The 12,299-nt window shown below is 62.1% G+C and carries 12 protein-coding genes; all 12 read left to right on the top strand.

The genetic code is table 11. The annotated features are described in order from the left end of the window. Positions 1–7: 7 nt before the first annotated feature. The 12 genes from AC3IUF_RS02205 to AC3IUF_RS02150 all read left to right on the top strand — a co-directional run bounded on the left by AC3IUF_RS02205 (position 8) and on the right by AC3IUF_RS02150 (position 12,217). Complete coding sequence (locus tag AC3IUF_RS02205; protein ID WP_007909503.1) at positions 8–262, top strand: acyl carrier protein; 255 nt, start codon at positions 8–10, stop codon at positions 260–262. Then, positions 259–804: a COG4648 family protein gene (locus AC3IUF_RS02200; protein ID WP_095120698.1), complete on the top strand. Its 546-nt coding sequence runs from the start codon at positions 259–261 to the stop codon at positions 802–804. The genes AC3IUF_RS02205 and AC3IUF_RS02200 overlap by 4 nt, the downstream gene beginning before the upstream one ends. After that, a complete protein-coding gene (locus tag AC3IUF_RS02195) occupies positions 801–2,480 on the top strand; it encodes an ApeI family dehydratase (RefSeq protein ID WP_489280237.1) in 1,680 nt (559 codons plus the stop codon). Before AC3IUF_RS02200 ends, AC3IUF_RS02195 begins: the two co-directional genes overlap by 4 nt. 77 nt (positions 2,481–2,557) lie before the next feature. Then, on the top strand, positions 2,558–3,292 hold the full coding sequence (locus tag AC3IUF_RS02190; protein WP_007909487.1) for a glycosyltransferase family 2 protein: 735 nt from the start codon (positions 2,558–2,560) through the stop codon (positions 3,290–3,292). Continuing rightward, positions 3,289–4,236: a lysophospholipid acyltransferase family protein gene (locus tag AC3IUF_RS02185; RefSeq protein WP_007909486.1), complete on the top strand. Its 948-nt coding sequence runs from the start codon at positions 3,289–3,291 to the stop codon at positions 4,234–4,236. Before AC3IUF_RS02190 ends, AC3IUF_RS02185 begins: the two co-directional genes overlap by 4 nt. Further along, on the top strand, positions 4,217–5,761 hold the full coding sequence (locus AC3IUF_RS02180; protein WP_077570462.1) for an HAL/PAL/TAL family ammonia-lyase: 1,545 nt from the start codon (positions 4,217–4,219) through the stop codon (positions 5,759–5,761). The genes AC3IUF_RS02185 and AC3IUF_RS02180 overlap by 20 nt, the downstream gene beginning before the upstream one ends. Further along, a complete protein-coding gene (locus AC3IUF_RS02175; RefSeq protein WP_007909482.1) occupies positions 5,754–6,179 on the top strand; it encodes an acyl-CoA thioesterase in 426 nt (141 codons plus the stop codon). The genes AC3IUF_RS02180 and AC3IUF_RS02175 overlap by 8 nt, the downstream gene beginning before the upstream one ends. Further along, positions 6,176–6,778, top strand: a complete 603-nt coding sequence (locus AC3IUF_RS02170) for an outer membrane lipoprotein carrier protein LolA (RefSeq protein WP_489280235.1) — start codon at positions 6,176–6,178, stop codon at positions 6,776–6,778. Before AC3IUF_RS02175 ends, AC3IUF_RS02170 begins: the two co-directional genes overlap by 4 nt. Continuing rightward, entirely contained in the window at positions 6,762–9,101 is a 2,340-nt protein-coding gene (locus AC3IUF_RS02165) for an MMPL family transporter (protein WP_489280233.1), read from the top strand. The genes AC3IUF_RS02170 and AC3IUF_RS02165 overlap by 17 nt, the downstream gene beginning before the upstream one ends. After that, on the top strand, positions 9,098–10,261 hold the full coding sequence (locus tag AC3IUF_RS02160) for a cation:proton antiporter (protein ID WP_489280231.1): 1,164 nt from the start codon (positions 9,098–9,100) through the stop codon (positions 10,259–10,261). Before AC3IUF_RS02165 ends, AC3IUF_RS02160 begins: the two co-directional genes overlap by 4 nt. Next, positions 10,248–11,495 (top strand): NAD(P)/FAD-dependent oxidoreductase, encoded by a 1,248-nt coding sequence (locus AC3IUF_RS02155; protein WP_489280229.1) that lies wholly within the window; start codon positions 10,248–10,250, stop codon positions 11,493–11,495. Before AC3IUF_RS02160 ends, AC3IUF_RS02155 begins: the two co-directional genes overlap by 14 nt. Then, on the top strand, positions 11,492–12,217 hold the full coding sequence (locus AC3IUF_RS02150; RefSeq protein ID WP_007909457.1) for a class I SAM-dependent methyltransferase: 726 nt from the start codon (positions 11,492–11,494) through the stop codon (positions 12,215–12,217). Before AC3IUF_RS02155 ends, AC3IUF_RS02150 begins: the two co-directional genes overlap by 4 nt. Positions 12,218–12,299: the final 82 nt, after the last annotated feature.

The following is a 12,299-nucleotide window of genomic DNA, read 5'->3' as shown; positions in this document are numbered from 1 at the left end:
CCGGACCATGCAAACTCGTGACGATATTTTCAACACCCTGCGCGATGCCTTGGTCGAGCTGTTCGAACTGGATCCTGCCCGTGTGAGCCTGGAGTCCAATCTGTATCAGGATCTGGAAATCGACAGCATCGACGCGGTCGATCTGATCGATCACATCAAGCGCCAGACCGGCAAGAAAATTGCCGCCGAAGAATTCAAATCGGTACGCACGGTCGGTGACGTGGTCGAGGCGGTCTACCGTCTGGTTCAACCGGCCGCATGAGCCGACTGATCGGCCTCGGCCTGCTGCTGGCCGGTCTGCTGTATCCCTTTGCGGTGTATTTCGGCATGGAGCATTTTGCTCCGTGGCAGTTCGGCCTGCTGTTGGGCAGTCTCTGGCTGGCACGGGCGCTGACCGGCGAGCGCAAGCCCGGCAGCCTGTGGATGGCTGGCGTGGCCATTGTGTTCTGCCTGCTGCTGGCGCTGTTCGACAGCCCGCTGTTGCTGCGCTGGTATCCGGTGCTGATCAGCGGCTTCATGCTGGTGCTGTTCAGCCTGAGCCTGAAATACGGCCCGCCGATGGTCGAGCGTTTGGCACGGTTGCGTGAACCAGAACTACCGGACATCGCGATCCGCTATACGCGCAAGGTCACGGTGGCCTGGAGCGTGTTTTTCTTCTGCAACGGTTTGTGCGCTGCCCTGCTGACCCTGTGGGCGCCGCTGAATTGGTGGATGTTGTACACCGGCCTGATCTCCTATGGATTGATCGGCCTGATGTTTGCCATTGAATGGCTGATACGACAACGGGTAAGAGGCCGTACATGAACTGGATAAAACTTGAGCAGCTGTTGCTCAAGCCTGTGCCGGCGCGGGCAATCAGCCACGCACCGGCCCTCGAACACACGCAACTGTGCGAGCAGGCGCTGAGCGTTGCCGCCGGCCTCCAAGTTCAGGGCGTGAAGCGCATGGCTGTGCATCTGGAAGATGCCGCCGAACTGGCCATCGCCTTGCTGGGCGCATGGCGTGCCGGCGTCAGCGTTCTGCTGCCTTCGGATTTGCAGCCACAAACCCGCCAGCGCTGGTCCGCTGAAGTCGATCTGTGGCTGACGGATCAAGCCGATGACGCGCAACTGAGCGACTTTAAACATCAGCCGTTGCCCGGCGCCGAACTGGATCTCGACCAGTGCCGTCTGAGCCTGTGCACGTCTGGCTCCAGCGGCGAGCCCAAGCGCATTGACAAGACCCTGCGCCAACTGGTCAATGAAGTCGAAGCCCTAGAGCAGTTGTGGGGCACGGACCTCGGCGAGGCCTGCATCGTCGGCAGCGTCGCCACCCAGCATATTTACGGTCTGCTGTTTCGCGTGCTGTGGCCGCTGTGCGCCGGGCGCTCGTTCGTGCGCAGGCAACTGGCCTTTCCAGAAGACTTGCAGCGGGCCAGCCGCGAACATCCCGCCTTCGCCTGGATCGCCAGCCCGGCACTGCTCAAACGCATGGGCGACAACCTTGACTGGCCAGCCCTGAGCGCTGTGCGCCGGGTATTTTCCTCCGGTGGCGCGTTACCGCTCGAAGCGGCGCAGAGTCTGCAACAACGCTTGCAACAATGGCCGACCGAAATCCTCGGCAGCTCGGAAACCGGCGGAATCGCCTGGCGTCAGGGCGAACACCTGTGGCAACCGTTCGCCGGTGTCGAACTGAGCCAGGACAGCGACGGCGCCCTGCTGATCGCCTCTCCCTACCTGCCTGCCGGGCACATCGAGCACACCGCTGATGCCGCGCGTATCGCTGCCGATGGACGCTTCGAACTGCTCGGACGGTTGGACCGGATCGTCAAACTCGAAGAAAAACGCATTTCTCTGCCCATGCTCGAACAAGCGCTGGTGACCCATGACTGGGTCGCCGAAGCACGTCTGGGCGTGGTCCAGGAAAACCGCGCCTCTCTCGGTGCACTGCTGGTGCTCAGCGAGGCAGGCTTGTTTGCTTTGCGTGAACACGGTCGTCGCAACCTGACCGAAACCCTGCGCCAGCATTTGCGCCAACACTGCGAAGCGCTGGCCTTGCCTCGACGTTGGCGGCTGGTGCGGCAATTGCCGTTGAACAGCCAAGGCAAACTGCCGCAGGCCGATGTTGCAGCGCTGCTGATGGCCGCGCGACCGAAAGCGCCCGAGGTGCTGGAGCAAGTCGAAAGCGCTGGCGAGTGGAGCCTGCAACTGAGCGTGCCACCGGATCTGGCCTACTTCAGCGGCCACTTCCCCAAGGCGCCGGTATTGCCCGGCGTGGTGCAGGTGGAATGGGCGTTGAACCTGGGTCGCCAATTGCTCAACCTGACCGGCCCGTTTGCCGGTATGGAAGTGCTGAAATTCCAGCAATTGGTGCGGCCTGGGGATGAAATTCAACTGCATCTGCGGTTTGATCTGGAGCGCAGCAAGTTGTATTTCGCTTATCGCAATGACACGGCGACCTGTTCCAGTGGGCGAATTCTTTTGGGTATTGAGCATGGTTGACCTTGGTGAGTGCTGCGCACTCAATCGCGAGCAGGCTCACTCCTACAGGGATCGCGGTCTTCCAGTGGAGAAACGGCATGCATAATCCTTGTGCAGTGATCCCGGTTTATAACCACGAAACCGCGATCGGCACCGTGGTCGACGCCCTGCTCGCGCAAGGCCTGCCGTGCATTCTGGTGGATGACGCCAGCACCCAGTCCTGCGCCAAGGTGCTCGACGGTTTGGCGGAACGCGACAACGTGCACCTGGTGCGCCTGACCGCCAATCAGGGCAAGGGTGGCGCGGTCATGACCGGTTTGCGCGAAGCCTCGCTATTGGGTTTCAGCCATGCGCTGCAGGTCGATGCCGACGGTCAGCACGACTTGCACGATGTTGCCCGTTTCGTCGACGAGTCCCGCGCACATCCCGAGGCGATGATCTGCGGTTATCCGCTGTTCGACGAGAGTGTGCCGAAAGGCCGTTTGTATGCGCGCTATCTGACCCACGTCATGGTCTGGATCAACACGCTGTCGCTGCAGATCCGCGATTCGATGTGCGGTTTTCGCGTCTATCCGCTGGCCCCGACGCTGGCGGTGATCGACTCGGCAAAAGTCGGTAAGCGCATGGATTTCGACTCAGACATTCTCGTGCGCCTGTCGTGGCGCAATCAGCCGATGCGCTGGCTGCAAACCAGCGTGCACTACCCGCTGGACGGTGTGTCGCACTTCCGCTTGTTCCACGACAACGCGCTGATTTCCAGCATGCACACACGGCTGTTTCTCGGCATGTTGCTGCGCTTCCCGGTGATCCTCTGGCGGCGGTGGCGAACATGACCGGCGAAGCCGACAAAAAACACTGGGCTGACCGCGAAGAGCGCGGCAGCTTCCTGCTGATGAAATTCACCGCGTTCGCCGCCAAGGTCTTGGGACGACGCCTGCTCAGCCCGTTGCTGTACGGCATCGTCCTGTACTTTTTCCTGTTTGGCCGCACCGCGCGACACAGCGCCTGGCAATACCAGCGGCGCCTGGCCGCATGGAGTCAGCGCGACGCGTTGCGCCCTACTCATTGGCGGGTGTTCGGTCAGTTCATGGCGTTCGCCGATTCGATGCTCGACAAGCTCGACGTATGGAACGGCAAACTGCGTATCGAACAAATCGAAATCATCGACCCGGCGCTACTGCGCAATCAGTTGCGCGGCAGTCGCGGGCAACTGCTGGTCGGCGCGCACCTGGGCAATCTGGAAGTGTGCCGCGCACTGGCGGAGATCGGCGAAAAGGTCACCATGAACGTGCTGGTACACACCAAGCACGCCGAGCAATTCAACCGCCTGCTCGGTGAAGCCGGGGCGACCAATCTGCGCCTGATTCAGGTCAGCGAACTCGACCCGGTAATCATGCTGCAACTGCACGAACGCCTGGAGCGCGGCGAGTGGCTGGCGATTGCCGGCGACCGCGTGCCGCTGCATGGCGGGCGCAGCGTCATCGTGGACTTTCTCGGCCATCCGGCGCCGTTCCCGCAAGGGCCGTGGCTGCTCGCCGGTCTGCTGAAATGCCCGGTCAACCTGCTGATGTGCCTCAAGCAACCGGACGGTCACTATCGCCTGACCCTCGAGCCCTTCGCCGACGCCGTGGTATGGAAGCGCAGCGAGCGCGAGCAGGTCATTCATCAGTGGGCCACCCGCTATGCGCAGCGCCTGAGTCACTATTGCCTCGAAGCGCCGCAACAATGGTTCAACTTTTACCCTTTCTGGAAGACCGATGACCACGCCAACCCATGAGCCGGTAACCTTCGGCGAACGCCCTTTGCGCATCGAAGACGTGCTGGCCTTGGCCAACCGTCAGGCACCCGTGCAGTTGCAGAGCGACGCCGACTATCGCGAACGCATCGCCAAGGGCGCGCGGTTCCTCGATTCGCTGCTGGACAAGGAAGGCGTGATCTACGGCGTCACCACCGGTTACGGCGACTCCTGCGTGGTCGCGGTGCCGTTGCATCACGTCGAAGCGTTGCCGCGTCACCTCTACACCTTCCACGGCTGCGGTTTAGGCAAACTGCTCGATGCCCAAGCCACACGCGCGGTGCTCGCGGCACGGTTGCAGTCGCTGTGTCACGGCGTCTCCGGGGTGCGTGTGGAACTGCTGGAGCGTCTGCACGCGTTTCTCGAATACGACATCCTCCCACTGATTCCCGAAGAAGGTTCGGTCGGCGCCAGCGGCGATCTGACGCCGCTGTCCTACGTTGCCGCAACACTGTCCGGCGAGCGTGAAGTGATGTTCCGTGGCGAGCGCCGTCAGGCGGCCGATGTGCATCGCGAACTGGGCTGGACACCTTTGGTGCTGCGCCCGAAAGAAGCACTGGCACTGATGAACGGCACTGCGGTGATGACCGGTCTTGCCTGCCTCGCTTTCGCCCGCGCCGACTATCTGCTGCAACTGGCCACGCGCATCACCGCGCTCAACGTGGTCGCGCTGCAAGGCAACCCGGAGCACTTTGACGAGCGCCTGTTCGCCGCCAAACCGCATCCGGGGCAAATGCAGGTCGCCGCATGGCTGCGCAAGGATCTGGCGATCGACGCGCCGACCGCGCCGCTGCATCGATTGCAGGATCGCTATTCGCTGCGTTGCGCCCCGCATGTGCTCGGGGTGTTGGCCGACAGCCTGAACTGGCTGCGTTCGTTCATCGAAACCGAACTGAACAGCGCCAACGATAACCCGATCATCGACGCCGAAGCCGAGCGCGTGTTGCACGGTGGGCACTTCTACGGCGGGCATATCGCGTTCGCCATGGACAGCCTGAAAAACCTCGTGGCCAACGTTGCTGACCTGCTGGACCGGCAACTCGCCTTGCTGGTCGACGAACGTTACAACCACGGTCTGCCGAGCAATCTCTCCGGCGCCCCGGCGGATCGCGCGATGATCAACCATGGCTTCAAAGCCGTGCAGATCGGCACCAGCGCCTGGACCGCCGAAGCGCTGAAAAACACCATGCCCGCCAGCGTCTTCTCGCGCTCCACCGAGTGTCACAACCAAGACAAAGTGAGCATGGGCACCATCGCCGCCCGCGATGCGATCCGCGTGCTGGAGCTGACCGAACAGGTCGCCGCCGCCACCCTGCTCGCCGCCAATCAAGGCGTGTGGCTGCGCGCTCAGGCCGAAGACGCGCGACCGTTGCCGCCGTCGCTGGCGGCGATGCACGAGGAACTGGCCAAGGACTTCCCGCCAGTCATCGAAGACCGCGCACTGGAAGGCGAATTGCGCCTGTGCCTGCAACGCATTGCCGCGCAACACTGGAGGCTGCATGCGTAGCGCCGGAGTGCTTCACGCCGATACTGAAATCCTCGTGCCGTTTTTCGACGTCGACACCATGCACGTGGTTTGGCATGGCCATTACGTCAAATACCTCGAAGTGGCGCGTTGCGCGCTGCTGGACAAGATCGGCCACAACTACACGCAGATGGTCGAGTCGGGTTACGCCTGGCCAATCATCGACCTGCAACTGCGCTATGTGCGCGGCGCGGTGTTTGGTCAGCGCCTGAATGTACGCGCCAGCCTGGTTGAGTGGGAAAACCGTCTGAAGATCAATTATCTGATCACTGACCTGCACAGCGGCGAACGCCTGACCCGCGCCAGCTCGGTGCAAGTCGCCGTCGAAGTCAGCAGTCGCGAGATGCAGCTGGCCTCACCGAAGGTCTTCACCGACGCCGTAGAAAGGATGCTGCGATGAATGTTTGGGTTAAAAGCCTGAGCGTATTGGCGCTGCTGACGCTGTCAGCGCTGGCCAATGCTTTCGACCTGCAACAACTGAGCGAACAACTGGCGAAGCCGGACGTGATCCACGGCCAGTTCATTCAGGAAAAACACCTGCGCGCCCTGCCCCAGCCGCTGATCAGCAAGGGCAGCTTCGTTCTGGCAAAAAACCACGGCCTGCTCTGGTTGCTGAAAACCCCGCTGCAGCAGGACTACCGCATCAGCGCCAAAGGCATCGCCCGACGTGATGGCAATGGCTGGCAGTTGCTGCCGAACAAGAGCGCCGGTGCCGAGCAGAACCGCTTGTTTCTCGCCGTGCTGCAAGGCGACAGCAGTGGCCTGCAACGCGACTTCGAACTGGCGCTGAGCGGCGATGCACAGCAGTGGAAACTCACGCTGACCCCGCGCTCGCTGCTGCTCAAGCAGGTGTTCAACCAGATCAACATCGACGGCGGCGCGCTGGTGCAGACCATCGAATTGCTGGAAACCCAAGGCGACAGCACCGTGCTGCGCATGCTGGACAGCAACGCCAGCCAACCGTTGAGCGACGCGGAGCAACATGACTTTGCCGAGTGAACGCAGGCTGCCCTGGCTGTTTCTGATCCTGCTGCTGGCCGTTGTCGCGCTGGCCGGTTGGCAATGGCGCGACGGTGCGCCGCTGTCGGCGAACCTGATGGAACTGGTGCCCGGCACTCACCCGGACGCCCTTGAACAGCGCGCCGAGCAGCGCATGCAAGAACCGCTTAACCGCGAGATGCTGGTGCTGGTCGGCCACGCCGATCGCCAGCAAGCCGTCACCATGGCGCAAACCCTGGGTGAGCAATGGCAGGCCAGCGGGTTGTTCGAAAAGGTGCAGTGGAACCTGCAAGCAGACCTGCCAGCGCTGCGCACACAACTGCTGCAAGGGCGACTGGCGATGCTCTCGGCGGATGATCGGCAATTGCTGATCGAACACCCCGACGCCTTCATTCAGCAACGCGTACAAGCCCTGTTCGACCCGTTCAGCGGTTTCAGTCTGGTGCCGAGTCAGGATGACTGGCTGGGCCTGACCGGGCGCATTCAGAACAGCCAGCCGCAGCACGGTGCAGTGCAACTGGACATCGGCAGCGGCGCGCTGATCGCCGATGCCGACGGCAAGAGCTGGGTGCTGCTGCGGGCACGCACCACCGGCAACGCGTTCGACATGAACCTGCCGCTGCAAGTAGCCGCGCTGCTGCAACATAGCCGTGAACAGGCGGCGAAATCCGACGTGCAACTGCTCGCCGCCAGCGGTTTGCTGTACGCGGCTAACGGTCAGCAGCAAGCCACTCGCGAAATGACCTGGGTCGGCGGCGGTGCCACGATCGGTATTCTGTTGCTGCTGTTGCTCGCTTTCCGTCGCTGGCGCGTGCTGCTGGCGTTCGTGCCGGTGCTGGTCGGCATGTTGTTCGGGGCGGTGGCTTGTGTCGCGCTGTTCGGCCATATGCATGTGATGACATTGGTGCTCGGCTCCAGCCTGATCGGCGTGGCCGTGGATTATCCGCTGCACTATCTGTCGAAGAGCTGGAGCCTGAAGCCGTGGCGCAGCTGGCCGGCGTTGCGTTTGACGCTGTCCGGGCTGACTCTGAGCCTGGTCACCAGTGCCATCGGATACTTGGCGCTGGCGTGGACGCCGTTCCCGGCGCTGACGCAAATCGCGGTGTTCTCTGCCGCCGGCTTGCTCGGTGCCTATCTGTCGGCGGTGTGCCTGTTGCCGGCGTTGCTGAAAAACGTCGAACTGCGCCCCGCGCAATGGCCGCTGCATCTGGCCGAGCGCATGGTTGCGCTGCGCGAAAAACTCCTCGAACGCGTGCGCACGCCGGTGTTGCTGGCGTTGCTGCTCGCCTTCTGTGTGGGCGGTCTGGTGCAGTTGCAAAGCAAGAATGACATTCGCCAGTGGGTCGGCGCGCCGCAACGCCTGACCGACGAAGCGCAGACCATCGCACGCATCACCGGCTATCAGCCGACCAGCCAGTTTTTCCTCGTGCGCGCCGACAATCAGCAGCAATTGCTCGAACGTCAGGCCGCGTTGAGCGAACGTCTGGAGCAACTGGTCAACCTCGACAAGCTGCAAGGCTATCTGGCCCTCGATCAACTGGTGAGCCCGCCGAACCAGCAAGAGCAAGTGCGCCAGGCGCTGAACAAACTGCCGCAATACTGGCAGCCACTGCTCGACCTCGGCGTGCCGCTCGCCGCGTTGCAAACCGAACTACAGCAATTGCAGACCGTGCCTGCCGAGGACATCGACGCGGCATTGGCCGGCCCGCTCGGCGAGCCTTATCGCACGCTCTGGCTCGGTCCGACGGAAGACGGCGTAGCGGCGATGACCAGCCTGCAAGGCTTGAATAACCCGGCGCTGCTGCGGGTACAGGCACTCGATTTGCCAGGGGTGGTGTTGGTCGATCGCCTCGGGGAATTGAACGAAGTTTTTGCCGCGACGCAAATCAGCGCTGCCGAACTGAAACTCGCCTCCTGCGCGCTGATCGTGCTGGTGCTGATGCTGCCGTTCGGTCTCGGCGGCGCGCTGCGCATCGTCGCTCTGCCGTTGCTCGCCGCTTTATGCAGTCTGGCCAGCCTTGGCTGGCTCGGTCAGCCGCTGACCCTGTTCAGCCTGTTCGGCCTGTTGCTGGTGACGGCCATCAGCGTCGACTACGCGATTCTTATGCGCGAGCAAGTCGGTGGTGCGGCGGTGAGTTTGCTCGGCACCTTGCTGGCGGCTGTGACGACGTGGCTGTCGTTTGGTTTGCTGGCGGTTTCCAGCACGCCGGCGGTGAGCAACTTCGGTCTGTCGGTGAGCCTCGGTCTGGCGTTCAGCTTCATGCTGGCACCGTGGGCCGGGCGCCACGAACACACGGCAGCCGTCGCGGAGCCAGCGGCATGATGGTCGTCGTTTTCTGGCTGCTGGCCATGGCGCTGTTCGCCGTGGCCACTCGTATTGGCCGCCATTTCGGCCTGATCCCGATTGTCAGCCAGTTGCTGCTGGCGAGCTTTGGCTTGCCGCTGCTGATGTACTTCTGGATCGAACCGGGCTGGCAGCTCAGTGGCGCCGAACTGATCGCGCCAGACTGGCTGAAAAACCTCTACAGCCTGAGTTTTGCCCTGCTGCTCGGACACATTCTCAGTGATGTGATCGATCTGAAACTGGATCGGCAGAGCGTGAAAATCGCCGTGCCGAGTTTCCTCGTGCCGTTCGCCTGTGGTCTTGCCGCTGCGTATTGGCTGCTGCCGACGCAACCGTGGCTCAACTCGCTGGCCATCGGTCTGGTGTTCGCGATTACCGCGATCCCGGTGCTGTACCTGTATCTGCGCCACATCGAATATCCGCCGGCCGCCACTCGCCGGTTGGTGCAGACCGCGATCCTCATTGATCTGACCTGCTGGACATTGTTCGGGCTCGCCCAAGGCAGACTGCACCTGAGCAGTCTGTTGTTGCCGCTGGGCCTGGCCTGTGTGCCGTTGTTGTTGCGCGTCATCGGCGTACGCCGACCACTGACCTACAGCCTCGGTTTCTTCGCGTTGCTGGTGATGGCCGAGCATTACAAACTCAACGCGCTGATCTTCGGCATTGGCTATTTGCTGTGCATGGCCGCGCTGAAAGTGCCGCTGGTGCTGCCGTTGCCGGCGCGCTGGATGAACCGTTTGCAGACGTGGCTGGCGATCCCGCTGATTCTGACGTTCGGCATCGTCCAGATCGACGTGCACAGTGCCCTCGCCAGCCTTGGTCCGCTGCAATGGGCGGCGCTGCTGCTGTTGCCGATTGCCAGTAAACTGCTTGGCAACTGGCTCGGCCTCGGCTGGGCCGGCGCTTCGTTCGAAGGCGCCAGCCGTTGGCGCGAAAGCGTGCTGCTGAACATTCGCGGCCTGAGCGAAATCGTCTTTCTCAATTTGCTCTTGCAACAACAACTCATCACCCCGGCGCTGTACTTCGCGCTGATGCTGATGGGCCTGATCGCGACGCTGCTACCGGCCCTTATCGGCCTGCATCGCGCGCCGCTGGATATCAAATCCCACCTGCCCCGGAGTTCACGTGCCAATCGTTGAAATGGAATCCCGTCAGGTCGTGATCATCGGTGCCGGCCCGTCCGGCGCCATCGCCGCTGCGCTGCTCAAGCGCAAGGGCCACGATGTGCTGGTGATCGAGCGCCAGCATTTTCCGCGCTTTTCGATCGGCGAAAGCCTGCTCAGCCATTGCCTGGATTTCGTCGAAGAGGCGGGCATGCTCGACGCCGTCAACGCCGCCGGATTCCAGCGCAAGACCGGCGCCGCATTCGCCTGGGGCGAGCGTTACAGCGCCTTCGATTTCGGTGACACCTTTACCGGCGGCAAACCGACCACGTTTCAGGTGCAACGCGCCGATTTCGACAAACTGCTGGCCGATCAAGCGGCGCTGCAAGGCGCGGAAATCCGCTACGGCGATGCCATCGTCAGCGTCGATTTCGACCGGGCGAAACCGCAACTGCATGTGCGCCGCGAAGACAGCAGTGAATACCGCCTCGAAGCGGATTTCGTCCTCGATGCCAGTGGTTACGGCCGCGTGCTGTCACGTCTGCTGGACCTGGAAGCACCGTCTAATTTCCCGGTGCGTCAGGCGGTGTTCACCCACGTTGAAGATCACATCGACAACCCGGCATTCGACCGCGAGAAAATCCTCGTCACCACGCATCCGGAACATCGCGATGTCTGGTTCTGGACGATCCCGTTCAGCAACGGACGCTGCTCGGTGGGTGTGGTCGCGGCGCAAGAGCATTTCAAGGGCCGCGACAGCGATCTGGATGCCTGCCTGCGCAGCTTCATCGCCGAAACCCCAAGCCTTGCCGGCGTACTCGACAAGGCTGTGTGGGACACCCCGGCGCGCACCCTCGGCGGTTACGCCGCCAATGTGAAAACCCTGCACGGAGCGGGCTTCGCCCTGCTCGGCAACGCGGCAGAATTTCTCGACCCGGTGTTCTCCTCCGGCGTGACCATCGCCATGCGCTCGGCGAGCATGGCCGCCGCCGTGCTGCACCGTCAGTTACAAGGTGAAACGGTCGACTGGCAAAGCGAATTCGCCGAGCCGCTCAAGCGCGGCGTCGACACCTTCCGCTGCTACGTCGAGGGCTGGTATGCCGGCACGTTTCAAGACGTGATTTTTTATGAAGACAGTCAGGCGGAAATCCGTCGGATGATTTGCTCGATCCTCGCCGGCTACGCCTGGGATGAGCGCAACCCGTTCGTCAGCGAAGCGCGCCGTCGCTTGAAGATGATTTCCGAACTTTGTGCAAAGGACGCCACATGAACTACTTGAGCGACAGCTACGTCGAGGAAACCCGCTTTGGTTTCTGGTTCCTGCGCAGCCACACCTGGCAGCACCACGTGTTGCGTGTCGCGATCAATGACTTGCGCGGGCTGTTCAGTGAAGCGCTGCCGGAACATCCTGTGTTGCTGGATGCCGGTTGCGGTCAGGGCAAGTCCTTCGGCCATCTGCGCCAGACCTTTGCGCCGCAGCGCTTGATCGGCGTTGATGCCGACCCGCACAGCCTTGAGTTGAGTGGCGAAGAAGCGGCGCGCCTGGATCTGCACGTAGAGCTGATCGGCAGTGACTGCGCGACGCTCAATGTGCCGGACGCCAGCGTTGATCTGCTGTTCTGCCACCAGACCTTTCATCATCTGGTCGAGCAGGAAAAGGCTTTGGCCGAGTTTTACCGGGTGCTGAAACCGGGTGGCTATCTGCTGTTCGCCGAGTCCACCGAGGCTTACATTGATACTTGGGTGATCCGCTGGTTGTTCCGCCATCCGATGCACGTGCAAAAGAGTGCGGCGCAGTATCTGCAGATGATTCGCGGGCAGGGTTTCGAGTTTGCCGAGAAGAATGTCTCGTACCCGTATCTGTGGTGGAGCCGGTCGAAGGATTTTGGCTTGCTGGAACGGTTTGGCTTACGCAAACCGAAACCGTTTGGGCAGCGTGAGGAAACGCTGGTCAACGTGGTAGCGCGCAAGCCGCTGCAAGGTACTTTCTGATGCACAGCTATCGACCTGCACACCCGAAACCCTGTGGGAGCTGGCTTGCCAGCGATAGCGGTGTGTCAGTCAACAAAAATGC

This window comes from Pseudomonas sp. KH_040 (genome assembly GCF_057839305.1).
This window is presented reverse-complemented; position numbering and strand designations above follow the sequence as displayed.

Excerpts from the sequence above, each read along its gene's own strand:
- AC3IUF_RS02205 (WP_007909503.1), top strand. The coding sequence starts at position 8 with ATGCAAACTCGTGACGATATTTTCAACACCCTGCGCGATGCCTTGGTC.
- AC3IUF_RS02200 (WP_095120698.1), top strand. The coding sequence starts at position 259 with ATGAGCCGACTGATCGGCCTCGGCCTGCTGCTGGCCGGTCTGCTGTAT.
- AC3IUF_RS02195 (WP_489280237.1), top strand. The coding sequence starts at position 801 with ATGAACTGGATAAAACTTGAGCAGCTGTTGCTCAAGCCTGTGCCGGCG.
- AC3IUF_RS02190 (WP_007909487.1), top strand. The coding sequence starts at position 2,558 with ATGCATAATCCTTGTGCAGTGATCCCGGTTTATAACCACGAAACCGCG.
- AC3IUF_RS02185 (WP_007909486.1), top strand. The coding sequence starts at position 3,289 with ATGACCGGCGAAGCCGACAAAAAACACTGGGCTGACCGCGAAGAGCGC.
- AC3IUF_RS02180 (WP_077570462.1), top strand. The coding sequence starts at position 4,217 with ATGACCACGCCAACCCATGAGCCGGTAACCTTCGGCGAACGCCCTTTG.
- AC3IUF_RS02175 (WP_007909482.1), top strand. The coding sequence starts at position 5,754 with ATGCGTAGCGCCGGAGTGCTTCACGCCGATACTGAAATCCTCGTGCCG.
- AC3IUF_RS02170 (WP_489280235.1), top strand. The coding sequence starts at position 6,176 with ATGAATGTTTGGGTTAAAAGCCTGAGCGTATTGGCGCTGCTGACGCTG.
- AC3IUF_RS02165 (WP_489280233.1), top strand. The coding sequence starts at position 6,762 with ATGACTTTGCCGAGTGAACGCAGGCTGCCCTGGCTGTTTCTGATCCTG.
- AC3IUF_RS02160 (WP_489280231.1), top strand. The coding sequence starts at position 9,098 with ATGATGGTCGTCGTTTTCTGGCTGCTGGCCATGGCGCTGTTCGCCGTG.
- AC3IUF_RS02150 (WP_007909457.1), top strand. The coding sequence starts at position 11,492 with ATGAACTACTTGAGCGACAGCTACGTCGAGGAAACCCGCTTTGGTTTC.